This window comes from Paenibacillus algorifonticola (genome assembly GCF_050481745.1).
GTDB classification, from domain to species: domain Bacteria; phylum Bacillota; class Bacilli; order Paenibacillales; family Paenibacillaceae; genus Pristimantibacillus; species Pristimantibacillus algorifonticola_A.
Genome location: NZ_JBCNGR010000008.1, coordinates 455,173 through 481,776 on the forward strand (window position 1 = coordinate 455,173; position 26,604 = coordinate 481,776).

The 26,604-nt window shown below is 49.6% G+C and carries 23 protein-coding genes and 1 pseudogene; 8 read left to right on the plus strand and 16 right to left on the minus strand.

The window, feature by feature from the left end:
- Positions 1–194: 194 nt before the first annotated feature.
- Positions 195–1,223: an AI-2E family transporter gene (locus ABEW34_RS09595; protein WP_430157545.1), complete on the minus strand. Its 1,029-nt coding sequence runs from the start codon at positions 1,221–1,223 to the stop codon at positions 195–197.
- Positions 1,224–1,518: 295 nt separating this feature from the next.
- Between ABEW34_RS09595 and ABEW34_RS09600 the strand changes: the two genes are divergently transcribed.
- Genes ABEW34_RS09600 through ABEW34_RS09610 form a run of 3 tightly spaced genes read left to right on the plus strand, consistent with a single transcriptional unit; the run spans position 1,519 to position 4,588 of the window.
- Positions 1,519–2,337: an SDR family NAD(P)-dependent oxidoreductase gene (locus ABEW34_RS09600; RefSeq protein ID WP_430157548.1), complete on the plus strand. Its 819-nt coding sequence runs from the start codon at positions 1,519–1,521 to the stop codon at positions 2,335–2,337.
- Between the two features lie 2 nt (positions 2,338–2,339).
- Positions 2,340–3,155: an SDR family NAD(P)-dependent oxidoreductase gene (locus ABEW34_RS09605; RefSeq protein WP_430157551.1), complete on the plus strand. Its 816-nt coding sequence runs from the start codon at positions 2,340–2,342 to the stop codon at positions 3,153–3,155.
- A 44-nt stretch (positions 3,156–3,199) separates the two neighbouring features.
- Complete coding sequence (locus tag ABEW34_RS09610) at positions 3,200–4,588, plus strand: mandelate racemase/muconate lactonizing enzyme family protein (RefSeq protein ID WP_430157554.1); 1,389 nt, start codon at positions 3,200–3,202, stop codon at positions 4,586–4,588.
- Positions 4,589–4,724: 136 nt separating this feature from the next.
- Here the strand turns inward: ABEW34_RS09610 and ABEW34_RS09615 are convergent, their stop codons facing one another.
- Positions 4,725–5,834, minus strand: coding sequence for a phosphodiester glycosidase family protein (locus tag ABEW34_RS09615; RefSeq protein ID WP_430158545.1), 1,110 nt, complete (start codon positions 5,832–5,834; stop codon positions 4,725–4,727).
- A 216-nt stretch (positions 5,835–6,050) separates the two neighbouring features.
- On the opposite strand from ABEW34_RS09615, the gene ABEW34_RS09620 reads away from it, so the two are divergent.
- On the plus strand, positions 6,051–6,926 hold the full coding sequence (locus tag ABEW34_RS09620; RefSeq protein ID WP_430157557.1) for an aldose epimerase: 876 nt from the start codon (positions 6,051–6,053) through the stop codon (positions 6,924–6,926).
- 187 nt (positions 6,927–7,113) lie between these two features.
- Here ABEW34_RS09620 and ABEW34_RS09625 read toward each other — a convergent pair whose 3' ends face one another.
- From ABEW34_RS09625 to ABEW34_RS09640, 4 genes are read right to left on the minus strand one after another with little or no spacing between them, the layout of a single operon-like run.
- Positions 7,114–8,136 carry a mannonate dehydratase gene (locus tag ABEW34_RS09625; RefSeq protein WP_430157560.1) on the minus strand — a complete coding sequence of 341 codons (1,023 nt, stop codon included), beginning with the start codon at positions 8,134–8,136 and terminating at the stop codon, positions 7,114–7,116.
- Positions 8,137–8,184: 48 nt separating this feature from the next.
- Positions 8,185–9,534: an ABC transporter substrate-binding protein gene (locus tag ABEW34_RS09630; RefSeq protein WP_430157562.1), complete on the minus strand. Its 1,350-nt coding sequence runs from the start codon at positions 9,532–9,534 to the stop codon at positions 8,185–8,187.
- Between the two features lie 60 nt (positions 9,535–9,594).
- Positions 9,595–10,425 carry a carbohydrate ABC transporter permease gene (locus ABEW34_RS09635; RefSeq protein WP_430157565.1) on the minus strand — a complete coding sequence of 277 codons (831 nt, stop codon included), beginning with the start codon at positions 10,423–10,425 and terminating at the stop codon, positions 9,595–9,597.
- Positions 10,422–11,324 carry a carbohydrate ABC transporter permease gene (locus ABEW34_RS09640; protein WP_430157568.1) on the minus strand — a complete coding sequence of 301 codons (903 nt, stop codon included), beginning with the start codon at positions 11,322–11,324 and terminating at the stop codon, positions 10,422–10,424. The genes ABEW34_RS09635 and ABEW34_RS09640 overlap by 4 nt, the downstream gene beginning before the upstream one ends.
- A gap of 260 nt (positions 11,325–11,584) precedes the next feature.
- Here ABEW34_RS09640 and ABEW34_RS09645 point away from each other — a divergent pair, with 260 nt between their 5' ends.
- Positions 11,585–12,490, plus strand: a complete 906-nt coding sequence (locus ABEW34_RS09645) for an RraA family protein (RefSeq protein ID WP_430157571.1) — start codon at positions 11,585–11,587, stop codon at positions 12,488–12,490.
- Between the two features lie 424 nt (positions 12,491–12,914).
- Positions 12,915–13,593: pseudogene (locus ABEW34_RS09650) on the plus strand (Rpn family recombination-promoting nuclease/putative transposase).
- Between the two features lie 75 nt (positions 13,594–13,668).
- Here ABEW34_RS09650 and ABEW34_RS09655 read toward each other — a convergent pair.
- Positions 13,669–14,838, minus strand: a complete 1,170-nt coding sequence (locus tag ABEW34_RS09655; RefSeq protein WP_430157574.1) for a helix-turn-helix domain-containing protein — start codon at positions 14,836–14,838, stop codon at positions 13,669–13,671.
- A 63-nt stretch (positions 14,839–14,901) separates the two neighbouring features.
- A complete protein-coding gene (locus ABEW34_RS09660) occupies positions 14,902–15,549 on the minus strand; it encodes a GntR family transcriptional regulator (RefSeq protein WP_430157577.1) in 648 nt (215 codons plus the stop codon).
- Between the two features lie 198 nt (positions 15,550–15,747).
- On the opposite strand from ABEW34_RS09660, the gene nagZ reads away from it, so the two are divergent.
- Positions 15,748–17,055, plus strand: coding sequence for a beta-N-acetylhexosaminidase (gene nagZ, locus ABEW34_RS09665; RefSeq protein ID WP_430157580.1), 1,308 nt, complete (start codon positions 15,748–15,750; stop codon positions 17,053–17,055).
- Between the two features lie 14 nt (positions 17,056–17,069).
- On the opposite strand, the gene ABEW34_RS09670 is transcribed toward nagZ, so the two are convergent.
- Together ABEW34_RS09670 and ABEW34_RS09675 are read right to left on the minus strand one after the other, a co-directional pair.
- A complete protein-coding gene (locus ABEW34_RS09670) occupies positions 17,070–18,029 on the minus strand; it encodes a hypothetical protein (protein WP_430157582.1) in 960 nt (319 codons plus the stop codon).
- A gap of 101 nt (positions 18,030–18,130) precedes the next feature.
- Entirely contained in the window at positions 18,131–18,958 is an 828-nt protein-coding gene (locus tag ABEW34_RS09675; RefSeq protein WP_430157584.1) for a uroporphyrinogen-III synthase, read from the minus strand.
- Positions 18,959–19,293: 335 nt separating this feature from the next.
- On the opposite strand from ABEW34_RS09675, the gene ABEW34_RS09680 reads away from it, so the two are divergent.
- On the plus strand, positions 19,294–20,142 hold the full coding sequence (locus tag ABEW34_RS09680; RefSeq protein WP_430158548.1) for an AraC family transcriptional regulator: 849 nt from the start codon (positions 19,294–19,296) through the stop codon (positions 20,140–20,142).
- On the opposite strand, the gene ABEW34_RS09685 is transcribed toward ABEW34_RS09680, so the two are convergent.
- The 6 genes from ABEW34_RS09685 to ABEW34_RS09710 form a co-directional block, all read right to left on the minus strand.
- Positions 20,097–20,741 carry an HAD family hydrolase gene (locus tag ABEW34_RS09685; RefSeq protein ID WP_430157587.1) on the minus strand — a complete coding sequence of 215 codons (645 nt, stop codon included), beginning with the start codon at positions 20,739–20,741 and terminating at the stop codon, positions 20,097–20,099. The two genes, ABEW34_RS09680 and ABEW34_RS09685, sit on opposite strands and share 46 nt — an antisense overlap.
- Positions 20,742–20,809: 68 nt before the next feature.
- Positions 20,810–21,403: a DUF1349 domain-containing protein gene (locus ABEW34_RS09690; RefSeq protein WP_430157590.1), complete on the minus strand. Its 594-nt coding sequence runs from the start codon at positions 21,401–21,403 to the stop codon at positions 20,810–20,812.
- Between the two features lie 108 nt (positions 21,404–21,511).
- Positions 21,512–22,756, minus strand: coding sequence for an MFS transporter (locus ABEW34_RS09695; protein WP_430157593.1), 1,245 nt, complete (start codon positions 22,754–22,756; stop codon positions 21,512–21,514).
- Between the two features lie 96 nt (positions 22,757–22,852).
- Positions 22,853–23,884 (minus strand): zinc-dependent alcohol dehydrogenase, encoded by a 1,032-nt coding sequence (locus tag ABEW34_RS09700; protein WP_056029850.1) that lies wholly within the window; start codon positions 23,882–23,884, stop codon positions 22,853–22,855.
- 35 nt (positions 23,885–23,919) lie between these two features.
- Complete coding sequence (locus ABEW34_RS09705; RefSeq protein ID WP_430157596.1) at positions 23,920–25,191, minus strand: aminotransferase class III-fold pyridoxal phosphate-dependent enzyme; 1,272 nt, start codon at positions 25,189–25,191, stop codon at positions 23,920–23,922.
- Positions 25,192–25,215: 24 nt separating this feature from the next.
- The gene (locus ABEW34_RS09710; protein WP_056029856.1) at positions 25,216–26,373 is read right to left on the minus strand and encodes a glycosyltransferase family 2 protein; all 1,158 of its coding nucleotides are present in this window, start codon (positions 26,371–26,373) and stop codon (positions 25,216–25,218) included.
- Positions 26,374–26,604: the final 231 nt, after the last annotated feature.

Consider the following 26,604-nt stretch of genomic DNA (forward strand, 5'->3'; position numbering starts at 1 on the left):
TTATAGCCATCTTTGTCCCGGTTGTTCCGCCGCCTTCGGTGGAGGAGCTGCTGCCAGTGGTTACCTTATTGCTTCCTGCATAAGCCTACGACCCAGGAACCATGCTTTCAAACAGGCTAGCCGCTCACCAATATATTGAATCGAAATTATACGCGGAGCGCGACCGAATTCGTGCAATAAAAAAAACCACTGAATTACAGTGGTTTTTTGTCAAGCGCTGCCTTTTCCGGCTTCTCCACATCCAGCACATCCATGAGGAACATGAAGATGGGAATACCGATAATGAGTCCCCATATGCCCATATAATGCTGGGAGAAGATGAGGATGATAAAGGTGTAGAACATCGGAAGCTTTGTTTTGTGCGCATACAGCCTTGGATTAAGGAAATACGTCTCCACCGCGTGTATGAACAAAATAATGCCGATCGCCCACAGCACCATCGGCAGCCCGCCAATCTGGTAGCCGATAATACCAATCGGGATGAACGAAATGATAACGCCTGCTACTGGAATCAGACTGAGCAGAAATACCATAATCGTCAGCGCGATTAAATAGGGGAAACCAAGTATCCAAAGACCAATTACCGTGAGTATTGTGTTAAACAGGGCTATTAGCAATTGAACCTCTACCACCTTGCCGAAGGAAGAAGCAAATTTGCCGCCGAAATAATGAAACTCTCGGTATGCCCAGGAAATCTTGCTATAACGGAATTTCTCGGTAAACTGATTGACCTTGTTTTTTTGCAAAAGGTAGAAAAAGCTGAGCAATATTACGAACAAAATAATTTCCAGCCATTTTCCCAGCTTCATAATATAATCAACGGCATTGCCCAGATACTTCTGATAGTCCACCTTCTCCAAAGCATCGACCAGCATTCCGACAACCTGATTGTCTTGAGAGGTGTCTAAAAACCTCGTAATATTATTAATCATATCCACGACTTGATTGATAATTTTAGGCAAATAATTTGATATCCCGAATACTAAACCGGTCATAAGCAATACGTATAACACAACCGTCACCAAAATGGGCGATACCGGAAACAGCTTGCTGAGCTTTTTCGTAATAAATCCTTCAAGCCGTCCCATAACGAACGTTACAAGAAAGAGGAGCAGCAGTAAATTGAGCATATTGTGAAGGCTGTAGAACAACAGCACAACCAACATAATAAACAATATTCTCCTCACAACTGGATGGGCAAAAAATATGCGCAACGCTTCCATAGACTTCCCTCATTTTTATCTAGTCTCTTCTCTTTGAACCCTTTTACCTTATACGGTGCAAGCCTGTGCATGTTTCACTTTTTTTGTAAAAGGCTGCCGATTAAAGCAATATGTTCATCACTAATAGTACCTGATACCTAAGCGAGACACAAGCAGTCGCCGCGATTTATCCTTCATATAAAATTCAAACAAAATCATAAATTTACGGCATCGCAACTAGTTGGGTCAAACCTTTAAGATAAAGGAGGATTGAACATTAGCTGATTATAAGCAATCCGTCCGGTGGAGGGGATTCATGACTACGATGAGGCTAAAAGATAAAGTCGTCTTTATTACCGATGCGGACAGCGGCTCTGGAAGAGCGCTTTTCCGCCTTTTTGCCGAGCAGGGCGCGCATTTTATTTTAAATAGCATGTCGGGCGGCGCCCTTATTAACGAGGAGCTTAAGCAGGCTAGCGCCGCAGGACTTCAGGTCTTCGTGAGCGCTGCAGATCTTTGCAGCAGCAGTGGGCTGCAAGCGATGCTGGAGCAAGCAGCGACCAAGCTTGGCCGAGCAAATGTAGATGCACTCATTCATAATAATGATCTCATGAAACCTATCTCTATTGAATATGGTGAGGAGGATTTGTTTCTAGATCTGCTGCATACGAACGCTAAATCCGCTTTTATATGCACGAAGATAGTTGGCAAGCAAATGGCTGATGCCGGGTCAGGGTCGATCATCTACGTCTCCTCGATTCATGCGCAGAAGCCGGCCGGCTCCTCCTTCGCCTACAGCGCGTCCAAAGGCGCGGTCAGCATGCTGGCGAAAGAAGCAGCTCTCGTACTTGGGCGCAGCGGCATAACTGTCAATACGATTGAGCTGGGCCCAATAGAAGGCGATGATAAGCGGTTCGCAAGCGAGCTATCCTCGCTGTATGAGGATTACGCTTACAAAGTGCCAAATGCAGCACTCGGCAGCTACGATGATATGGCGCAGCTTGCCCTATTCTTGTCCTCTGGTGAGGCGCGATATATTAATGGCGCAGACATTCGGCTAGATGGCGGATTTTTGCAGCATTATATGGATTTCAATATGAAGCGTCCACCAGAGCTGAGCGATCAAGGAGGATGAGCATGGACCTGACAGGCAAAGTAGCTCTCGTAACAGGCGCAGGAACAGGCATCGGCCAAGGTGTTGCCGTCCAGCTCGCACAATGTGGCGCAAAGGTCATCATTCATTATAATCGCAGCGATGCCGGAGCGAAAGAAACGCTAGCGCAAATTCAGGCGGCCGGTGGCGAGGCAGTGCTCGCGCAAGCCGATGTTGCCTGCAAAGCAGAAATCGAACGTTTGATGAAGCAAGCCGCATTTGCCTTTCCTGCGGAGGAGGCTGACGGAACAATCGATATTTTAGTCAACAATGCCGCTTTGCAGCTTAATTATGGGCTGTTTGATCATGATGAAACGTCCTTTGACCGCATGATGAACATTAATTTGAAGGGTTATTGGCAGTGTATGCAAGCCGTTATTCCTTTTATGAAAAACAACGCTGCCGGAGGCCGTATCATTCTCATCTCATCAGTTCACAGCAAGCGGCCAACTGATTTTGACGCTGTTTATTCCATGACCAAGGGCGGCATCCGCATGCTCGGGCGAGAAGCTGCGATCGAGCTGGCTAAGTATGGCATTACCGTCAATATCATTGAGCCTGGGCAAATTGACGTTGGCGTGCAGTCTGCAAGAGAATCCCGGCCCATTGGACCGGATGTCTCAAACCCTGACGGAGCAAAGTCCGTACGCCCAAAGCGGGATATCCGCAAAAAGTTTCCGCTCGGACGTGTCGGCAAGCCGCTTGATGTCGCCCGTCTCGTCTGCTTTATCGCATCCGAAGAAAGCGAGTTTATGACCGGCTCTGCCATTCGTTTGGACGGGGGCAGCATGCTGCTGTAGCGGCCGGTAAGCCAAATTATATCGATAATAGGGGAGTGACGGTTGTGATTAATAAAGAAACGTACGAGGAAACGCTGGCCCATGTGCGAACAAGCTCGAATCCGACAGAGCTGCGCATTACTGATATCCGGTTCACTGACATTGTAGGAGGTCCTTTCCATAGCAGCCTCATTAAAGTATATACAAATCAGGGGCTGGTCGGATTTGGCGAAGTGCGTGACGGAGCCGATAAAGTGTATGCGCAAATGCTAAAGGCACGGCTGCTGGGTGAAAATCCTTGCCATGTTGATAAGTTGTTCCGCCGCATCAAGCAGTTCGGCGGTCATGCCCGTCAAGGCGGCGGTGTAAGCGGCATTGAAATTGCCCTATGGGATTTGGCTGGAAAAGCGTACGGCGTTCCTGTCTATCAAATGTTGGGCGGACGCTTTCGCGACCGCATTCGCATGTACTGCGATACGGAAGTCGTAGGCAAAGACACCGGCAAGGCTATGGGCGAGGCGCTCAAGAAACGCATGGACGAAGGCTTTACTTTTCTAAAAATGGATCTCGGCATTGGCCAGATCATCCATGAACCGGGCACCCTAAGCGCCCCGCTCGGCTTTCTGGAGGAAATGCGGGAAAAATCGCGCAACCGCTACAATCAAAATTTTGACGGCATGTCGGATGATCAGCTTCGCGAAATAACGAACCGCCATTATGATATTTATAATATTGCTCACCCATTTACCGCCATTCAGGTGACTGAAAAAGGGCTCGATCTGCTTGAGCAATATGTAGCAGATGTCCGATCCGTCATCGGCTATCAGGTACCGCTCGCCATCGACCACTTTGGACATATCGGACTGGAAAGCTGCATCAAGCTTGGCCGCCGCGTCGAGAAGTTCAACCTCGCTTGGATGGAGGATATGCTGCCGTGGCAGTATACCGAGCAGTACGCTAAGCTTGCACGGGCAGTTGCAACACCGATCTGTACGGGCGAGGACATCTATTTGAAGGAAAACTTCAAGCCTTTGCTGGAAGCCGGCGGCGTATCCGTCATTCATCCGGATGTGCTCACGACCGGAGGAATTTTAGAGACGAAAAAAATCGGCGATATGGCGCAGGACTACGGCGCAGCAATGGCTATCCATATGGCAGAAAGTCCGATTGCCTGCCTCGCGGCAGCTCATGTCGCAGCTGCAACGGAAAATTTCCTCGCCCTCGAATACCATTCCTGCGAGGTGCCTTGGTGGGATGATATTATGATTAGCAGCAAGCTGCCAAACAAGCTGGTACAGAATGGCTTCATTACAGTCAGCGATGCGCCTGGACTAGGCATTGATGATTTGAATGACGAGGTGCTTGCCGAGCATCTGCATCCCGATGTTCCTGGCATCTGGGAGTCCACTGACTCGTGGAACAAGCTGCTGTCGAACGACCGTTTGTGGAGTTAGGCAACAGGAAGGATAAGAAAGCAACATTATTCTAAAATAAATAAGTGTTCATAAGAAGCAAGCTGCTTCACATGCCCTAAGGGGATTAGTGAAGCAGCTTGTTTGTTTTTGCTTTTTTGCTGTTTATTTCAGATTTTTACCACTTGGAAGGATCAATGTCCCCGGGGTTAAGCCCTGCCCATACGTTCGGTACGTTCACCGCAGATGGGTCATCAAATACGAGAAACGCGGTCGGCAGATAACGCCCGCCTTCACTTTTAGAGGAGGGCTTATTAATGAGGTCGCCACCCTCCTTGATTAGCACGGAAGAGGAGCCGCCATCCAGATTGGCAGCAATGACCGCGCCATGCTCCAGCATAATTTGCTGGCAGTCATACAGATCGGCGCCAATGCTGTAGCCGATCTGCCTGCCGTCAATGACGAGGAACAAAATCGAGCCGTCCTCCTTCTGCCCCATCACCGTCCGTGGCGCGACACCCCAGCCATCGGCGTGATTTTTGATCAAGCCTTTGCCATTCACAATCATTCGCGGCTCGAAGCTGACCGCCTCAGAAATGCCCAGCTTCATAAGCTCCTTGATCGAATAGCGGCCTGCCAGCATTTTACCTTGCTTGTCCAGTCCGACAATTTGCGCACTTGCATCCTTGCCAAGGCCGTTATAATAAATTTCCCCCTGCGTAATGACAAGCCCAATCGGCTGAAAGCCATTGCCCTGCCACTCTGGATCGGCAAACCCTCCGGCATTGACGCCAGCAACGGCACCTGTCCGCTTGACCATGCTTCCTACCTTCTCGCCTCGTCCCGCTTTCTCCGGTACGACGAGCCGGATTTTCGTCGGGTCCTTCACCGTCATGAGAAAACCGTGATAACCTTTGCCATCGACTTCCTCTACGCTGGTCAGCGACTCTGCAGCATGGTCACCTGCACCAGTCGGCAGCGTAATTTGATGGGTGTCCAGCTCCTCGCCCATCTCCTGAAACTGCTTGGCATAATCAGCTACACGATCAGCAAGGCCCTGCTCGCCTATTAAATATTTTGCCAGAAAGCGGTGCTGGGTTGTAATTAACGCATCCGCCAGCTTATAGCGAAGGCTCGTTCCTGAAGCGGTAAAGAAAAACCAGCTCAGGAAAAGCAGGGATGAAATCAGGATGGCAGCGAATAACGCTGCCACTACCCGCCAAAAGCCAGGCTTCTTGCGTTTGCTCACAGGAGAACTGTTCTTCCTTGCAGAAGTACGGCTTCCCATCGACGGGGCAGAATGTGGTGCATGCGGTAAATTTGAAATGGTGCCCACTCCCTAATCCATAAATTTGATCAATGAATAGACGGGTGCAGGAGGCAAGTTGTTGCAAGCGGGCTCACTTTCACAAATCATTCCATTATTGCTGCTGAACTTGTTATAATGGACGGGAAGTGTTAAAGGCATTACAAAAACAGGAGTGCACCTATTGGAGGTAGAGAAATGACTGCAAACCAAGCAGGCTATGAAGTAACCAGCTTTACAGATACGTATCAGATCTATGAGCTTACAGAAGATGCGACTCATTCCCGCGTCCTCATCTGCCCTGAGCGCGGCGGCATTGTAATCGGCTGCCAGCTGCAAGGCCAAGAGCTGCTGTACCTTGATCGCGATACCTTTATTGATCCAGATGCCAACATTCGCGGCGGCATTCCCGTCTTGTTTCCGATTTGCGGCCAATTGCAAAATGGTGTCTATGAATGGGATGGCGTAAGATATAATATGCGTAATCATGGCGTAGCCCGCCAAGCATCATGGGACGTTGAAGGGCAGTCTACCGACAATGGAGCCTCGCTTACGCTTTCTCTGGAAAGCAGCGCACAGACGCAGGCGGCCTATCCTTTCAATTTCAAGCTGATATTCACTTACCGCTTGAAGGATGGCAAGCTGAGCATAGAACAAATATACAGCAATTTGTCCGAGACCAGCATGCCTGTACATGCCGGCTTCCATCCTTATTTTGCAATTGCCGATAAAAATCTGACTTACCGCTCTGACGCGCAGCAAGCGCTGGATTACAACGATAATCAGGTCAAGCCGTTTGCTGGCCCGCTGGATTTGAACGGGCTCGTTGAATCGGTCGCTTTGCTTGATGCTACTACACCGGAAATTTCCTTCCCCTTCGGTGATCAGCATATTAAATTGAGCTACAGCGAAGTATTCGGGACAACCGTCATTTGGTCGGTAGAAGGCAAGCCTTTTATATGCGTCGAGCCATGGACTGCCCCGAATGAAGCCTTGAACCACAAAAAAGGACTTGTCATGGTGCAGCCGGACCAAGCTTTGGAAGCCAGCTTCACGATTGAGCTGGAGGCTTAATTTAGCTGCAACAAGGTGAAACGGCTGTCGCCATCCTCTGGCGGCAAAGCTACCGTTTCGCGTAGAAATATAGAGAAAGGATGAGAAAATCATATCCTTTCTCTACATTTTAAAAAAGGTGCTGCTCTTGGCCAGCATGTCAACATGCCAGCCGAGGGCAGTACCTTTTTTCCCCTATAACTGTATCTTATTCTACCGCTATTTTCAGTGCTGCTGCCGCATTTGCGCTGGCTTGCGCGCCTTCCGTTTGCCGTCTGGACGCCGCCTCCATCAACCCTTTAATGTAGCCTACCCCGAACAAACGTCCCAGCAGCTCATAGCCAGGATTATCATTCGTTTCGCCTTCCATTGTCGGCACATGATCGGGCCTTGCCGGTCCTGTGAAGCCGACATCATAGTAGGTGTACATCGCCTCCAGCATGTCGGTAATGCCATCATCGTGGAACGTTTCCTCAAATTTCTCCGCTGTGCCGCGCACATCTCTAAAATGAACAAAAAACATTTTATCCTGCCCGGCAAAATGACGAATGACACTGGGGATATGCTCCCCCGCCGTCGCCAGCGTACCTTGGCATAGCGTAATGCCATTATAAGCGCTTGGCACAAGATCAATGGCGCGCCGCAAAGCATCTGCACTGCGCAAAATACGCGATACCCCGCGAATCGGCGTAATCGGCGGATCATCGGGATGCAGCGCCAGCTTCACCTTCGCTTCCTCCGCCACAGGCACTATCTGCTCCATAAAATAATGCAGATTTTCCCACAGCTGCTGCTCGGATACGACGCCCGCCTCGGTAAGCGGGGCATCGCGCATTAAGCTGTGATCGTAGCTGGAGACGAGCGCCCCTCCCCGCGTACGCGTCGTCGTTGAGGTGCGGAACCAATTGAACTGCGCCATAAAATTGTAGCACAGCACAGGAATACCCGCCCTCCCCATATTGACAATAAACTGCTGAAAGGTTTCAATTTCCGCATCGCGCCCCGCTGTGCCAAGCTTAATTTCATTGCTTGGCGGCATCGATTCAATGACAGCCAGTTCAATGCCGCTGTCAGCAAAACGCTGCTTCATGCGAATAAGAGGCATAAGCTCCCAAGGCTTTTCGCTTTTTTCGTCCCATGCCAGACCGCTCACCGCGTGATTGACATCCATTTGCTTCGCGAGCTGCCATAGACGGTCAGGTCGCGACGAGAAAAATTCTGCCAGCTGCATTTAAAATTCCTCCTACTTCGTTTATAAGCTCTGCATCCATTACGCGAATTAAGATTTTCCCGCTTTGGCGGCTAGCTCCTTGCCCAGCTTGTCGATTTTATTAAAGGCGTCTTCAAGCGATTGCTGGCCGAAGGAGACGGCATCCATTTCTTTTTTGTACGTATCCACCCATTCCGAAAATCCAGCAGCAGGTGAATAAAACGGCAGCGCTTTGTCCACCGACATATCATAAATCTCCTTGCCCAGCAAATCCTTGGCTTCGAGCGTCGGCTCAAGCGCCTTGAATATTTCCGGATTAATGGGCAGCCCGCGCGTCAAGCCAAGTGCCTTGCCCGCCTCCTGATCCGTTATAAACCATTTCACAAACTTCTTCGCTTCCTCTTTATTCTTCGAATTGGCGCTTACGCTAAGGAAAATCGTCGACTGCGCCCAGCCGCCGCCAGCCGGTCCCGTCTGCAAATTGACAACGCCCAGCTTGCCAGGCATCAGCTGCTCCAGCGCGCTTACAGAGCCAGTCGTCGCGCCTCGCGTCAGGACTACGCCTGAAGCCATAGGGTCGGCTTGCGGGTCATTTTCCAGGAAAGAAGCGGCTAGCTCTGCTGGTGGAACGATTTTATTTTTGCGGAAATCATCATAAATGCCATAAAACGTCATGAACAGCTCCTTGTCGAGCGTGAACGTTTTGCCGCCGTCTGACATAATGGGCGGTTTGCCCATCGCCGTCTGGTAATAGTTGAAGCCATCCCAGGTCGATGTATCGCCAATCGGATATTTGCCCTCCGGCAGCTTGGCACGAGCATCCCTCGCCCACTGAAAAAACTCATCATAGGTCCAATCCTTATGCGGCAGCGGGATGCCGAGCTGCTCCAGCTCTGTCTTGTTGTAAGCGAAGCCCTGCGCGTTCTGGCTGAGCGGGATGCCATACAGCTTGCCGTTTATTTGCAAATTTTTCAGCACATTCGGGTCCACAATGCCGGTCAAGTCTATGTCGGATAAATCCTCCAGCTGGCCTCTGGATACGTATTCCTGAATGTAAGCCGCATCCATTTGCAGCACATCGGTAATCGACTTGGAGGCTGCCAGCGTCGGAAGCTTCTGCCAATAAGCATCCCAGGCCATAAATTCCGGCTTGAAGCTCACATTTGAAAATTGCTGAGCATAAATGTCCAGCGCTTTTTTCGTCGCTTCATGACGAGCATCCGAGCCCCACCACATAATGCTGAGCGTCGTCGCTGCCTCGCTTGATCCCTCAGCCGCTGCCGTCTCCGTTGCCGAGCTTGGCTGCGCACCCTGGTTGCCTCCGCCGCTCCCGCTATTGCCGCTGCATGCGGTCATTGTCAGCATTACAGCGAGCGTCAGCATTGCCCAGCCTTTGCTTTTCAGCCACCTTTTTTCCATTATCCGCTCATCCCCTTCAAATGAAATACCTTTTTCTAGAAGCGCTTTTCACAAAAGCCGTTACCCTTTGAGTCCTGTTGTAGCAATGCCTTCTACAAAGTGCTTCTGGGCCAGAAAAAAGATGACAACGGAAGGCATAATCGACAGCAACGACATCGCAAGCAGCTGCCCCCACTGAATATCGAACTGGTCAATGAACATGCGCAGCGCAAGACCGACCGTGAACTTCTCAACCGAGCTTAAATACAGCACCTGCGCAAAAAAATCGTCCCAGCTCCAAATAAAGGTGAAAATTCCCACGGTCACAAGCGCTGGCTTAATGAGCGGAAAAATAATGCGCAGAAAAATGCCGTAGACGGAAGCTCCGTCGATTTTGGCCGCCTCATCAAGATCACGCGGGATGCCGCGAATAAACTGCACTAGCAAAAAAATAAAGAAGGCGCCGCCCCCGAAAAAATGCGGCAGCACAAGCGGAACGTAGCTGTCCACCAGCCCCAGCTTATTGAACAAAATGTATTGCGGCACGACCGTTACCTGGCCTGGCAGCATCATCGTCAGCAGCAAAATCGAAAACCAGAAGCCTTTAAGCCCGAAATACAAGCGGCCGAAGCCATAAGCTACAATGGCCGCTGTCAAGACGCCGCCTGCTACATTGCCCAGCTCCATCAGCAGCGTATTGCCGAAAAAGTGGGCAAACGTATATTCGCCAGAGAAATGCCAGCCCTTGCTGTAATTTTCCCACATCGGAATGGAAGGCCAAATGGTCGGCAGTCTCAGCTCGGACGTTTTTTTGAGCGAAGCGCCCGCCCACCAAATGACGGGGTAAATCATGATAAAGGAGAACAACGCCAGAAATACATGATCGAAGCTTTTTGCCCGCAGCCTTCTCATTTCGCTTTCCCTCCATCCGACTCGTAAAATACCCAATAGCGGGAAGCGGCAAAGTTTATGATCGTCAGCAGAGCTACAATGACGAGCAGGATCCAGGCCAGTGCAGAGGCATAGCCCATCTGATAATGCTTAAATGCTTTTTCATAGAGGAACATGGCGTACATGTAGGTTGAGTTGATCGGCCCGCCCTTCGTAATAATGTACGCGGACGTAAACGTTTGAAAGGATCCAATAATGCCAAGCACCAGGTTGAAAAACATAACGGGAGAGAGCATGGGGAGTGTAATGCTGAAAAATTTCCGCGTCTTGCCCGCTCCGTCCACCGAAGCGGATTCGTACAGCTCCTGCGGAATTTGCTTAAGCCCCGCTAGAAAAATAACCATGGTGGAGCCGAACTGCCACGTATTAAGCAGGATCAGCGTAGCCAGCGACGTATCGGGATTGGATATCCAGGCGACGCCTTGAATGCCAAACCAGCCAAGCACCTGATTCACATACCCGTCCAGGCTGAACATATTTCGCCACAGCGCCGCTACTGCAATGCTGCCGCCGATGAGCGACGGAAAATAAATCGCAGTGCGGTAAATATTCATGCCGCGCAAGCTTTTATTCAGCGCCAGTGCCACCATTAGCGAGAAAAATAGCTTCAGCGGCACGGAGAACAGCACGAACATGAACGTAACCTTGAGCGATGTCGTGAAGGTGGAATCATTCGTAAAAATGTTGACGTAGTTGTCCATCCCGGTCCACTGCGGCGCTTCGAGCAGCGAATACTCCGTAAAGGATAGATAAAATGACTGGGCAATCGGCCACAATGTCAGCAGTAAAAATCCTAGCAGCCATGGCGAAATAAATACGTAACCAGCCAAATGGGTAATCCGGTTATCTTTACGCTTCACCCCATTTCTCCCCTCCCTTTGCTTATTCGAGTCAAATGCTTGCCTGAGTCAGTTGCTTTTTGTCTAGCCTTACTTTATACGAAAACGCTTTCACAAATGAAGGAGACAATTTTATGATATGGTTGGATTTTTTTATAGTTCGCTTTGTAAAACCTTAAAAACGTCGCATCGACAAATTTGCCGCAGTCCGCAACAATAAAACTATAGCTTGAACAGCTCTATCCTTGAACCAATTACAGTAACGGAAGAGGTGCTGCAAAATGAGATTCGATAATCCGGAGGATATAAGGCAATTGACCCCGCTTTGGGAGGGCGAGCGCTTTGAGAATGGACGCCCTAAAGTAGATGAGGATATATTGCGACGCATGCGAAAAATAACGCTGGAGGAAGCGTGGGGTCCGCTGTGGAATCGCGGCTACACGTTTCAATTCGAAGGAGAGTTCAAAATCATGCATCCCGAGCAGGTGATGGTCGGGCGTGCGGTTACTGCGGTCATGGTGCCCAAGCGGCCCGACCTGCATGAAACGCTGCTTGATTACGGGCATGAGCAGGAGAATCGCCACGGCTTTTTCAACCAGTGGGTCATTGATTCTCTAGTGGAGGATGATGTGGTCGTCGTCGACATGTTCGATAAAATTCATAGCGGCACTTACGTTGGCGGCAATTTATCTACAGCGATTGCCACCCGCACGAAGCGCGGCGGGGCCGTGATCTGGGGCGGTATTCGCGATAATCAGCAGGTGAAGGAAATCGGCGGCATTAACGTCTATTATCGGGGCAGCGATCCGACAGCGATTGCCGATGTGACGATGGTCGGAATGAACGTGCCAACACGTATAGGCAAGGCGATATGCATGCCAGGGGACGTCGTGCTGGGCACGCCAGCGGGAGTTATTTTTATTCCGCCGCATTTGGCTGAGCTGACCGTTGTACAGGCGGAGAAGTCGCAGGTGCGCGACGTATTCGGCTTCATTCGCCTTAAGCAGCAGGTGTATTCAACGGCGCAAATAGACGCTGCGTGGAATACAGCCCTTTGGCAGGACTTTATCGACTGGTTTAACAACGATGATGCCGCAGCGGAATATCGGCATTTGAGCTGGGACGATGAGCTTGAGGATGCGAAGAAGAGAGAGCATGATGGGCCGCGGAGCGATGTGCGTCTATAGAACGCAAAAGGAGGTTAGGAAAAATTTCCTGACCTTTTCGCATTTTTCAATTAGCCCTTTTTAGGAATCCGCTGAATCAGTCTATCATTGCTGTCGTAGACCAGAATACATAAGTCTTTGAATTCTCCCTTCAATTCGAAGTACCTTTTAATAGCCTCTTCCTTTGACATTGCTTCGCCAAATCGCTCACTCTTGTATGCAATATAATATTTTGTCATAAACAAATACTGACAATTATCTACATTTTTATCAATTTTCTATTTTCACTGGACAACCATTAGTTCGATTAAACCATACCATGCTTTCAACTGCATTTGTGCCAACATGTTCTCTCCCTGAAATCCCTCCCTCCACGAATTGATCAACTTTCGTTAAGGTTTCTTATTTTGCATGGTATAATCATGTTGAATGGTGCTGATTTGGGATGAACGAATTGCTTGATCCTCGTAATGATTTCGTCTTTAAGCGCATTTTTGGCAGTGAAGAAAATAAAGATGTATTGCTCGCCTTTTTAAATCGCACTTTTGCCGAGTCAAATGAACCTCCGCTAACTGAAATTGTACTTTTAAACCCCTATACGGATAAGGATGCTCCGTTGGACAAACAGTCCATTTTTGACATTTGGGCCAAAACATCTGAGGGTAAGCTGATTAATATTGAAATGCAGTTATTCAACAAATACGATATAGAGAAACGTACTCTGTTTTATTGGAGCAAACGGTACTCTGCCTCATAATGGCGGCTTAATCAATTGGCTGTTATTTCTGAAAGGTGCCCATAAATCAAATTGGGAGGTGCTAAAGATGAATGAACCGACGCTAGGCAAAGCGATGGATACATTAGAGTTTCTAAGCCAGGATGGGGAGGCTCGCCGTTTGTATGAGGAGCGGCAGAAGTTTTTGCACGATGAGGCTTCCATGATTGAATGGGCTACGGAAAAGGGCATGAAACAAGGAATGGAGAAAGGAATAGAGAAAGGGATTGAAAAAGGCGAACGCCAAAAAGCGATTGAAATTGCCAAAAACATGCTGGCATTAGGCATCGAAATTGCGCTTATCGCCAAAGCAAGCGGCTTGTCTGAAGCAGAGGTAAGAGCATTATAACTGGCTGCCAGACTGTCTATAATACAGAGGGAGCCCGCCACTGCGCGGGCTCCCTCTTCATTTATGCTTCCCAATCTAATGCCCTGCCGACTCCCGGTACTCGCTTGGAGACAAGCCAACCCGTTTCTTGAAAATTTGGCTGAAATAGCGTGAATCCTGATAGCCTACCTTTTCCGCCACTTCATAGTTTTTAAAATGCGTCGTCTTGAGCATGGCTTTCGCCTTGTCGATGCGGATATCGGTCAAATGCTCGATGAACGTTTTACCGGTATTCGTCTTGAACAGCAGACTCAAATAGGTCGGCGTCATATACACCTTCTCCGCCACGCTTTGCAGCGAAACATGCTGGCATTCCTGCTCCATATAATACATCGTTTTCTTAATAATGCTGCGATGGCTCTCGCCCTGATAAGGCGACACCGCCTTCCACAAGCTCGTAACAAATTCGCTGACGCAGCGAACCAGCTCATGAAGCGTTTTCATTTTTAGAATGGATAAAATCTCATAAGGTTTATTAGCTACAGCGGCATCCGTACCAGCCAGCACTCTTCGTTCCATTCCCACGAGCAAACGCAGCGTCAGCTCATACATATGTGAAATCGCAATCGGCCCGCTGCGCATCACGCTGCGATAAAACACCTTTACCGCTTCTTCGAGCTGCCCTTCCGACGTCGCCGCCTGGCAAGCATCGTACAGCTCCTTCTCCTTATGCTCCGGATAGTCCTGAAGCGGCACATAAGCACGAAGCTCGCTATAATAAATAATTTCGCCAATGCCCTGATAAAATTGATGCTTAAGCGCTTGCCCTGCCTGTTCATAAGAATGCTTCACTTCATGCAAATAGCCACAGGGCTTCCCTACGCCAATCGTAATCGGATCGGAAAATTGCTCCCCCAGCATCGCCTGCACATTATCGAGCATCTTCTTCGACACCCAGGAAAACAGCAGCACGAGCCGATGCTCCTCATCTAAAAAAAGAACGCTTCCCGCCGGAATGCGCGGCTGCAAATATTCCCTTATTTTCTCCATATAACCGACCCGATCATGCTCATGATGAAAAAAAGCCGCAGGCGCAAGCAAGGCTACAGCCGGATACGTAAAATAAGGGCTTACATTCAGCTTCGCCAACTGCTCCTTCATATTCGCTCGGCCACCGCCTCTTTCCGACATCAGCTCTTGCAGCAAACGATCCCTCATCCATGTCAGCATATAATCGTCTTTCAGCCATTTCTCTTCCTTCAGCATGCTCCATTTCCCCTTTAAATTGAAAGGTTAACAAGCAAGTTGCCCCTCGACTTTCGTCGCGGCCTAATCCAGATGAATGATTTTGTAGGCGTGCATATGGTCGATAAACGCCTGCTCGGCCGCTGCAACATCCCCTTTGCGCAGCACGTCAATAAGTACAGTATGGTAATCTGCCAGCCCTAGTGTCGTGTAATGCCGATTGGAAATCGCCATGAATCGCATAAGCTTCGTCTTCATATCCTTCCATAGCGTTAAAATGGCCCCGTTGTCGCATTTACGATAGAAAAAACCGTGAAAATCCATGTCCAGCTCCAAAATGCTCAGTATATCGTTTTGCTTAACAGCTTGATCCATTTGCACAATAATACCCGCCAGCTCGGAAAAATCCTGCTCCGTCAACAGCGGCATCGCCTGCCTAACTGCGAAGCCTTCAATCATTTCGCGCAGCACGAACAAGTCCTTGATTTCCTTCGCCGTTATGTTGGACACTACCGAGCCTTTGTTCGGAACGCCAATAATGAGCCCTTCCTGCTTGAGCCGTTCAAGCGCCTCCCTTACAGGAGCCTGGCTAATCTGGAATTGGCCGGCGATTTCAAGTACAATAAGGCGGGCACCCGGTTGAAGCTCGCCAGCCAAAATCTCTTTCTTGAGCTTCATGTACACATGTGTACTAATAGAATGAATTGGTACGATTGCTGGATTTTCTGGCACATGAACACGTCCCTATTCCAAATTATCGATTATCGTTAATTTATTTACTTCCATTATATCGGCTCATTTCCTGCTTAACAACCCCATTTTGGAAATGATGCCGCAACAGCCCTGGCGGCAGCTTTTACTTCTAACTTGGCATAAAGTATGAGAAGCTGGCCTAAAGGGGATATTGCAAGAAAAGGAGGAACTTTCCACATGCTTAAAAAAATCACCTCATTACTTCTTGCTTCATTTCTCGTTATAGGTGCGAGTTCCTGCGGCAGCGCGAGTGATCGTCCCAACGGCAGCAAAGGCAGCAATTCCAGCTCTAATCAACCAGCCACTGCCGAGGCGCCAAGCCCTTCCCCCACAGAGCCCGCAGCGGCAACTCCAGCTGTATCGCCAACGCCAAGTGCGACGGAAGCGCCTGACCTAATCAAACAAGAAATCGCCGGCATGTCGGTCGATGAGAAAATCGGACAGCTGGTGCTTGTTGGCCTGGAGGGTACCACCCTTCAAGAAGATGCGATCGAAATGATGGATACGTTTCATGTAGGCGGCTTTATTTTGTACAAAAGAAACATTACGGACGCTTCGCAGACGCTAGCCCTGCTCAATGAGCTTAAAAAACAAAATAAAAAAAATCCCGTCCCGCTATGGCTCAGCATCGACCAAGAGGGGGGAACCGTGAGCCGGATGCCCCAGGATTTCGTGAAAATTCCATCCGCACAGTCTATTGGCAGCAAAAATAAACCGAAGTACGCCTATGGAATAGGTGAAGCTATCAGCGCCGAGCTGTATGCCCTTGGGTTTAATATGGATTTTGCCCCTGTGCTCGATATTAACAGCAACCCGGACAATCCGGTTATTGGCAACCGGGCGTTTGGCTCCACAGCGGAAAGCGTCATTGCCAGCGGCATTGAGACGATGAAGGGCATACAGGCGGGACATGTCGTCCCCGTTGTCAAGCATTTTCCCGGTCATGGCGATACATCAGTCGATTCGCATCTGGATTTGCCGGTAGTCGACAAAAGCTTGAAACAGCTTGAGCAGTTCGAGCTGCTTCCCTTCAAGGAAGCGATTAAGCAGCAAGCGCCTGCTGTCATGATTGGCCATCTGCTTATTCCGGCAATGGACAAGCAATATCCTGCTTCCTTGTCCAAAGCGATCATTACCGATCTATTACGGGAGAAGCTCGGGTTTACCGGTGTTGTCATTACGGATGACATGACGATGGGCGGCATTACGAAGCATTATGGCATTCAGGATGCGGCGGTCAAAGCAGTTCAAGCGGGTAATGATATTCTTCTTGTCGGACATGATGCCAAGCAGCAGATCGCCGTGCTGAAGGCGCTAAAAAAAGCGGTCAAAGCAGGCGACATCTCCATGCAAGCACTCGATGACAGCGTCTATCGGATCATTAGCCTCAAAAGCGACTTTACGCTAAAAGACGAGCTCATCAGCCGTACTAACGTCGATGCGGTCAACCGTCAAATTAAAAAAGCGCTGAACGCTTCTAAATAGAAGCATTCGGCGCTTTACACTGGCGACATATAGCGGCCATAGCTGATGTCAAGCTCGGATAATTTGCCATCCTGCTCCGAAAGGAACGATACATCTTCCCCTTCCGCCCCCATCCATTTGACCCCGAGAACGATACCTTCAGCTGTCTTTGCAGCGAATAGGAAGGAAAACATTTCTGGCATAACCTCACCGCCATCGTCTACCCGCCACGTCGAGCTTTCATCGAACTCAGCTGGATAGTCTTGAAAAATAAAGCCGTCTGAGGTTTGCAGCGCCAGACTCGCCAGCATGTTCTTGCCCTGTCGTTCAAACTGCACTAGATACAAGGTATTTCCTGCAGTGCCTATTTCCTCAAGCGGCCATAGCTTCTCTACGCTGCGATTTTTGCTCTTGGCAATGGCCGACTTCACATCATCTGCTGCCTGAACGCTTCGTTTATCAGCAATGGACAGCAGCATTTCCGGCTTTAACGACTGATCATCGGTTAGAAAATACGTTTCATTCGGCTCCGCCTTGCCCTCCACGACCTCAAACAATTGGCCTTGCTGGTTTGCAAAATTTTGCGCCGTTTGCCTGCCGTTATCGGCTTCGGTCGCCGTTTGCTCATTTTTGTATTTAATTTTGAGGAGCTGCCCATTGTGACCAACCGCGAGGTTGAAGCTGGCCCCCTGCTCGCCGCCCCCTTCAGCCGGGCTGACTAGCAATTGCTTGCCCGCTTCATCGGCAAAGCCAAATGCTCCTTTGCCAAGCACAGCGGTATCCAGCATTGGCGCTGCCGTCGGCTCCGCGATGGGCTCCTTCGTCGCGGTTAAAGCATTAGTCCCATTTTCCGCTGGCGCATTAGAAACAGTTGGAGTCTCCGCTGCCCCGCTTGCGGCAGTCGAAGCCTCTCCAGATGGCTTAACCTCCGAGGAGCATGCCCCCATACATATAGTCAATATGAGCAACAATATGAACAAGCTGTTTTTTTCCATTATATCTCCCCTTTTAAACAAATGATGCAACGACTACAAGCTTAAGACGAAGCAGCCATTCAAAAGGGTGCAGCCCAAACGTACTCGAATGAGCCATTCGTTTATTTACTTAAACCTAACGCTTCATAATAATGCGCTACTTCAATAATCATCGCACCCATTCGTTCAATATCCGGCACGATATATCGTTGTACGCCATTTAATTGCAGCGCCTCGGCAGTTACTTTGCCCACAGCTGCCGCCAGCACCTGTCCAGCGAATAGTTCCAGGAGCTGCTGCTCAAGACCTATTTTTCGCGCATAGCGGAATAAATATTGGACTTGAACAGCTGTTGTAAAGCAGATCGCGTCAACCTCGCCTGTAGTGAGCTCTTCCATGAGCTGAGTAAGTACGCTTACCTCGGGCGGAACATGTTTGTAGGGCAGCAGCGAAATAACCTCACCCGCTTTTTTCGCAGCAAAAAAACGCTCCAGCTCGGGCGAAGGCTCGCCATGCAGCTGAATGACGATACGCTGGCCGGCAAAATCATGCTCTGCCAGCTTTTCGATTAGATTTTGCACCGTGCCATCATCATCCGCAACAACCGCTTTCAAGCCGGTACGCTTAAGATAAGCCGTCGTCTTGTAACCTCTGGAAGCAATCGATGCTTGCGTCAGCTGCTCCAAGAACGCCTCCTTAATATCCAGCTTTTCCGCGTTGCTGGCAAGCGTCTCCGAGCCAATGCCCGTCGTTAAGACGACCCAGTCTGCCCCCTCCGCCGCAAACCGCCGCAGCGGTGCTTCCAGCGTTTCCTCATCCAGCAGCGTCATTCCCTGAAGCGACCGCACGACCGATGTCCCGCCCTGTTTTTCAATGATGGCGCTCATTTCCTCTGTCTTTCGAGATCCTGCTATGACCAGTCTTTTCCCCTTCAATGCACCTATTCCCATGCTTGCCCCGTCACCATGCTTTCTCCAAATGTGTTTGTCATATATCTTAACACAAGCGGAAACAGCTGTCGCCATTTCGAGGCAGGCAAAACTTATTTTACCCTTTAATAGCTGCGGCACACATGTAAAAAAACCGTTCTTTAAGTCAAAAACGGCAATTTCTTAACTTCAAAAAAATGTTCCAAAATAACGATAAATAGCGAAAAACATAGAAAAACATCGGAAACTAGATATAACATATATTTCTTTATGTATGTTATAATTCCAATTGTCAATTAGGCGTCCACCGTTTCGTTATCATTTTAATTCCACTTTTAGGAGAAAAGAGGAAGTTGATGCAGGAAGCAATAGACACAGGCAGCACCTACAATGAGCTACCCCTATTGATTACCGGATCTGGAAGCGTTACCGTCACTGAGCCCGACCGTTGCCCTGGAGGCAGCCCTGATTACAAAATCGTAAACTGCGTAGGAGGTACAGGCCGCCTTGTTTTTCAAGAACGGGAAATTCAGCTAAAGGAAGGCGTCGCCATTCTTTATTTTTCCCACACCGCTTCTATTTCCTGCGAAATTAGTGAAACGCTCAGCATCAAATATTTAACCTTTAACGGTTATTTGCTGCCAGCATTTCTGCAGGCATTACATATCGCCAACCTTTCCGTATTTCGGCTGGATCCCGCTCCACAAATGCTCATTGACGAAATTATTTTAAGCCAGCAATCCACCCGTCAGGAGCGTATTTTCACAGGATCAGCGCTCTTGTATATGCTTCTTATCAAGCTGAAGCTCTCCAAGGACCTATACCTCGTTCCTGAACGCAAGGAGCAAACACCGAAGCTGTCCAGTATCCTGACTTATATTAAACAAAACTATCATCTCGATATTTCCCTATCCATGCTGGCCGGACAGCTCTACATAACCGAGCAGCATTTGAATCGCATGTTCAAAAAAGAATATGCGATGACCCCGCTCGATTTTTTAACCCGCTACCGACTGCTCAAGGCAAAAGAAATGCTCATTCATGACGATTCCATGACAGCTCATGACATTGCCAAGGCGGTCGGTTTTAATAGCGCGAGTTATTTTGGCTCCGTTTTCAAAAAGCATGAAGGCTGCTCGCCGATGGTGCTGCGCAAAAGCTACAAAGCTTCGAAATCAAATTCGGCGATTGAGGCTAGCCGCTGATCATAATTCAAAAATTCCAAATCCCTTGTCACTTCATTCGGCACCACGATACAGCGGATGCCAGCCGCCTTCGCAGCTTTCAAACCATTTGGCGAATCTTCAAAGACGATGGCTTCTGAGGCATCAATGCCAAGCCGTGCCAGCGTCAGCTCATACAATTCAGGGTCAGGCTTTACCCGCTGCACATCTTCAGAGGTATGAATCATATCAAAGGCTTCAAAGATGCCGAGCTTCTTCAAATAGCTATGAACCCAGTCACGCGTAGAGCTCGAAGCAACCGCAAGGCGCAGATTTCGCTGCTTCACGCTCGCCAGCAGCTCGGCAACTCCAGGCAATAGCCCGGCTTCGCCAATATAAACGGCATATTTTTGCTCAGAGAGCTCTTTAATATGGTCATGGTCAATTGGCGTTTGCAGCGCTGCCTCCAAATAATGATAAGGATTGAATTCGTCGAAATTTGTGCCCACATTGTGAGACCACAGGCCCAGCGACAGCTCTACGCCATGCTCCTGATAAATGTCCCGAAAAGCATAATACCAAGGGGTCTCGGTATCCATAATCAAGCCGTCGAAATCAAAAATGATCGCTTTCAGACTCATCGCTACTATCAGCTACCTTTCCTGCTTATACTTGCAGCTTACCGCCAGCGACTTTCAGCTTGCAGCTGCTAGAACCGGCTTTCCACGTTAGGCTCGGTGAGATGGACAAAGCTGAACTCAGCCCTGCTGCCGCTGCCCTTCGGACATTGCGCGACGACGCCGGCCTTTACTTCATCAGGTGTACGCATGCCGAAATAACGGATCAGCCTCCAATCCTCGCCATCAGGCGAATAATAGAAGGACACGCAGTCTTCTACTTTATTGATTCTCAAATATGGATTGTCCGACTGAATCTCTTCCGAGTTGCAATCATCTGACCAGCCGTCCTTGGTGACGACCGAGACGATCGAGGCTGCCCGCCCATTAAATTCAAAGCATAATTTGCACCAATTGTCTTTATCTACGTATAGCATTAGGCATCCAGAGTCATACTGCTGCTTCATTTCCACCGTTAGCCTTGCCGTCAATTCGAAGGAGCGCTTGACTGGCGCATACAAAAAAGGAGCTGAGCTGGCAAAATGCTTGCCTGATGGATCGCAGAAAAAATCCGCCTCCGGTGGCGCCTCAATAATAACGCCGCCCTGCTCTGTGAACTGCCACTGAGAAGGTTCGTTCATCCAAGCCAGTTTATCGCGTGTTTCATGATTCAATACATTAATCATTAATTATCCCTCCGTAGCCATTTTCTGTATAACCATTCGACCTAATTAGCTTAAACCCTTCTTTTGTAAAAATATAAGAATTTATAAGTTTCACCTTGCAAATGGTTATTAGGCATGATGGTTCGCTTTCACCGCCTGCTGCTGCCTGGAAGAAACCGGGAGGAAAAACACGACAGCCATGAGCACCATATACAGTGCAACAATGACGGCGAACAGCAGCTTCGGACTGTAATTATAGAGGAGTCCCGTCAAATAACCGGAGGGAATGGCAATAAGCGTCATAACCGTCTGTACGGCCGAAAACATATCGGCTTTCTCATGCGTGCCAAGGCGATTCATCAGCAGCGCATCCCGGTACGTTTGCAAAATAAACGTTCCTGCCGCCAATATAATAATTGTCAGCATGAGCAGCGGCACATTGCCGGAAGGAATAAAGAGCAGCAGCAAGGAGCCGGCGGTGCATAAGGCAATCGACAGACTGACGTATTTTTCATCCGAGCGTTGTTTCAGCCGGGGAATGACGACCAAGTATAACACCATGACCGTTACCGCAGTGACGACTGGAATGTAGGAAATCGTCCAATCGCCGAAATGCAGCTCCTCCTTGAAAAACACGACCTGAAAAAAATTCAGCTGCAAAATAAAATTCGACAGCACCGTTATGATAATAATCGGGAACAACCGGCGGGTATAAAACGCTTTGCCAAATAATCGCAGGCTGGCTCCCAAGCTTTTCAGCACCTTGGTCTGGCTATGTACCTCAATGAGCTCTTTGCCCGCCTCCGTCTCCTCTGTCAGCCGGTTCCTTACAATAAACATAATCGTCATCATGACGCCACCGGCAAAATAAATGACAGCGAGCGTCTTCCCGATACCAAAATCGGCGATGACAAAGCCCGCTAGCGGCGTAAGCACTCCAGCTGCGGTAATAATCATATTCATGATGCCAAACACTTTCGGTCGCTTTCGCTCCTCAACATCCTCAATAATGAGCAAATTGAACGACACGGTGACGAACTTGGACGTCGCATTTAATAAGTAGGCAATCATAAACAGCCAGAAGCTTTGCGAGAACGCCCAAATAAACATCGGAACGCTCCAGGCTACAATATCAAAAATGAGCGAGGTGCGTTTTCGGCCCAGCTTGTTCGTAATCGATCCGGCAAACAACTGAAAGACAAAAGCAAAATACAGGTTAATGGAATTAATCAGTCCAATTTCAATATCGCTTAGTCCGGCATCCTTCATATAGAGCGGCGCATAAAACAAAACGATCGTTCCAGGAATCGCCCAGAGCGGCTCCAGAAAAATCGAATACCGCGGATTTTTTGGCAAATCGGCAAGCAGCTTCATATTTAAGGCTCATCCCCTCTTCTTCATGCGTCATTGCTGCGCGGCGCCCCGTAAGCCTTCCGCCGCGCAGCCATAACGCCCTTGCCTTTCCCTACATTATGAAATAAGTGCTGTCTTCACGGAGGTCATCGCTCTTGGCGCGCCTGTGCTCATGTCATAACCAATCGTTTCATTAAAAGCGCCTTCGTAGTCCTGCAGCTTTTTGGTTGAAGTGACCATGTTTTCGAGCTCTGGCAAGCTTTGCGCAAACTTGAGCGCCGTGCTGATCATTTGATGAACCGCTACATCGCCAATGACATTGACACCGTTATTAATAAAATCCGTCGGCTTAAACGAAACTTCATAGCTGTCGTCATAGCCCATTGGAATAATTCTGCCGCCTTTGCCGATCAGCTCAAGAGCCACATGCAGCTGATTGCCGACCGCATCGATAATAATATCGAATTTATGGCCATTGTTAATTTCGAGCACTTTCTCAAGCGTCAGCTCCTGAGGATGGAACACATAATCTGCAATGTTTGCAGCGAAGCTTTTACGGTATTCATCTACCTCTGTGCCAACGGTCAGGCGGCCCAGCCGCTTGCCAACAAGCTGGCATAAGGAGCCAATCGCGCCGGAGCCAAGCACAAGCACCGAATCGCTTGGTTTAACGCGAGCTTTCAAGAAGCTGTTGAGCACGCAGCCGAGCGGCTCGACCATCATGGCCGCTTCCCAGCTCATCGTGTCAGGAATTTTGAACACATATCTTTCTTCGCCCGCGTAATACTCCGCGAAAGTGCCATGGATGGTCATGCCAACCTGATGATCCTCGAAGTTTTCGCAGTAGCAGTGCAGCCCCTCACGGCAATAGGAGCAAATGCCGCATGATTGGGTCGGATCGATGAGCACACGGTCGCCTACTTTAACGCTTCTTACTTTAGGACCAACCTCAACGACGGTCCCAACCCCTTCATGTCCAATAATCGTGCCGGAATTGGCCGGAATTTTTCCTTTTACAATGTTAAGGTCTGTTCCGCAAATGCCCGAGCCAAAAATTTTAACCTTGACGCCTGTCGGCGATACGATGGTTGGCTCCTCCATCTCCAGAAGTTCCACCTTGCGATAATCCTGATAAACTAATGCTTTCATTAACTTGCCTCCTCTTTCGATTTGTGAATAATCGTTTAAACAGCCGACTTGCTGGATCTATGTTCTTGTTTGCTCCACTCCAGTAAAACTTCCTTAAGCGTTTCCTGTACGAGCAGCAGCTCCGCCTCCGAATGAGCATCCGAGAAGACGAAAAATCCCTTCGTAAAAATCCCCTGCTGAGCGAGCCGCTTCATCATATAAGCGCGGAAGGGATCGCGGTAGAAGTCCTGCTCCGCCCGCGACCTCAGGCAGAAGCTCGCATAGGTGCCGTGCAGTGCGAGCTCCTCTGTCAGTCCCAGCGCATCCAGCTGAGCCTGCAGCTCTGCCATCAGCTTCTGCGTACCGCCGCGCCAGCTTGGCCAGCTCGGTGCCGCCTGCATCAGCTTCTCGCAGGCAATTAGCGCTGCCAGTGCAATCGTCTCGCTCGAATGGGCGCTGCTGAACTTGACCTGCCCACATAGCCGCATAATCGGCTCTGAGCCTAGTACGACGCCAAGCGGCAGGCCATTGGCCAGCCCCTTCGACAAGCAAAGAATATCCGGCCACAGCCCGTATTCGCCCGCAGTCGCCTGCTTGCCCATTCTTGCGCCTGACGTAACCTCGTCGAATACGATTAGAATGCTGTGGCGTGCGGCCAGCTCCATCACCTTGGCCAGCTCCTCACGCTGCCACTCGCTGGGGCATAACACGATGCAGGCCAACTGGTCGCCATGTCGGCGCACCTCGTCTTCGATCCGCCGCAGACTTGCATGCGGCACCCAAACGGTACTATTGCGGATTTCCGCCGGAATCCCCATCGCTTCCGCGTCTCCGCCGTAATAGCCATAGGCCGACCAATCGCTCCAGCCATGGTAAGCCGTCGACATCACCTTTGGCCTGTGGGTGTAAGCTCTTGCCAGCCGGACTGCGCCGCTAACTGCATCGGCTCCGCCTTTGCAGAAGCGCAGTGCCGCATAACGCTGCTCGAAGCGGGCGAGTATAAGCTCCGCTGCCGTCAGCTCCACATCAGCGGGCACCGAGAAGCTTGTCCCTTTGGCGAGCTGCTTTACAATCGCCGCTTGCACTTCCTCGCGGGCATGTCCCCATGAGGCGGTGCCCATCGCCATCTCGCAATCGAGCCACTCATTGCCATCGATATCGATAAATCTGGATTGTCTGGCTTCTACGCAGCAGATGGCCGTTTCGCCGGGGAATAAGCGCTCTGGCGTCTTCGCCAGCGTGCTGCATCCGCTCGGAATTACTTGCTGCACGCGCTCCAACCATTGCAGGCTTTGGGTAAATACCGCCTGCTCCTCTCTCGTCTTCATGGTTTCTCCTCCATTTAGCGCGTACTAGCGCACCTTAGTTCCTGGCCAGCAGCTTTCGTAAATCCGGTCGATGGAGATGACATTGCCGTAGAGGTCAATAATCAAATCCTGTGCCCGGTGAGCGTGGCGCATTTCAATCCAGTAGCGATTTTCCAGCAGCCGCGTGAAGTTGTCTACGAGGAACAGCAGACGGCTCCGGCTCTGAATAAGCTCCTTGCCCAGCACCTGCGGCAGCCAAATCGCCCCATTCGAGTTAAAGCGGTTCGAATAGTCATACACCTCGGTCAGCGTAGCGAATTCTGCCTCGCGAAGCTGGCTCCAGAACATATCCGCATCGCTGCGCACCTCCGCCAAATCGACGCCAATCATCGGCAGCGATGCAGATGCTGCATCCTGCTGCTCCAGATGCGACTTCAAATGGTCAAACATGAACGGCCAAATATCAGCCTTAATGTCGCTGCCCCATTTTTTCCAGAAGCGGGCCAGATTGTTTTTGCGATTGAAGCTGCGGTGGATGCCGCTGCTGCGCTCCCAGTGATAGGCCAAAACTTCCGGGTTAATCACGATGTCATACCCGGCTGCCCGCGCTCTCATCTGGTAATCGAAATCCTCGTAGCCGTTGAAAAACTTCTCATCAAGCAGCCCCACCTTCTCATACACTTCGCGCTTCATGCCAAACATTGCGAAAATGACGAGCTGCACGGAAAACGTCTGCTTCGGAATATCCATGGGTGATGCGTTTAGAAATAGATGACGGCCAATCGTATCCGCAAATGCAATGCCGCAATGCTGGACGCCGCCTGTCTGCGGATACAGAAGCACGCCGCCTGCCATGCCGATTTCGTCGCTGCTGTCGAGCGTCTCGCTCATCAGCTGCTGCCAATTGTGATTCAGAATCGTGTCAGAATCGAGAAAATAAATATATTGCCCCTGTGCAATTTTTAGCGCGCTATTAATAGAAACGGCGCATCCAAGCGGATAGTCGTGCTGCAAAATCTCCACCGTCACGCCTTCCTTGCACTCTGACTGAAGCTTATCCAAATGCTGTCTGACTGCTGTGCCGGAACCGTCATTGATGAAGATAATCTGGGTGGATGGGCTTACTGTCCGCAGCAATGAATCCGTAAATAAGTTCAAAATGTTATAATCCTGGTTTACTGGTACAATAACTGTGTGTAGCATGTAATCTCCTCCACGTGATTTATAGTTTCAATTTCGTTCGACGCCAGCTGCCCTCCCTTTATCCCGACTCGACTCTATCTAATTTTGGAATTTATGACGTGTGGCTGGAATAGAATCTGGTTACAGTGTATGTTTATGCACCTTGCTGTGTAAATCTCAACATCTGAACTCTATTAAATTTTGAACCTGTTCACTAGATTAGGCGACAAATTTGACAAGGCGTTTTAATTC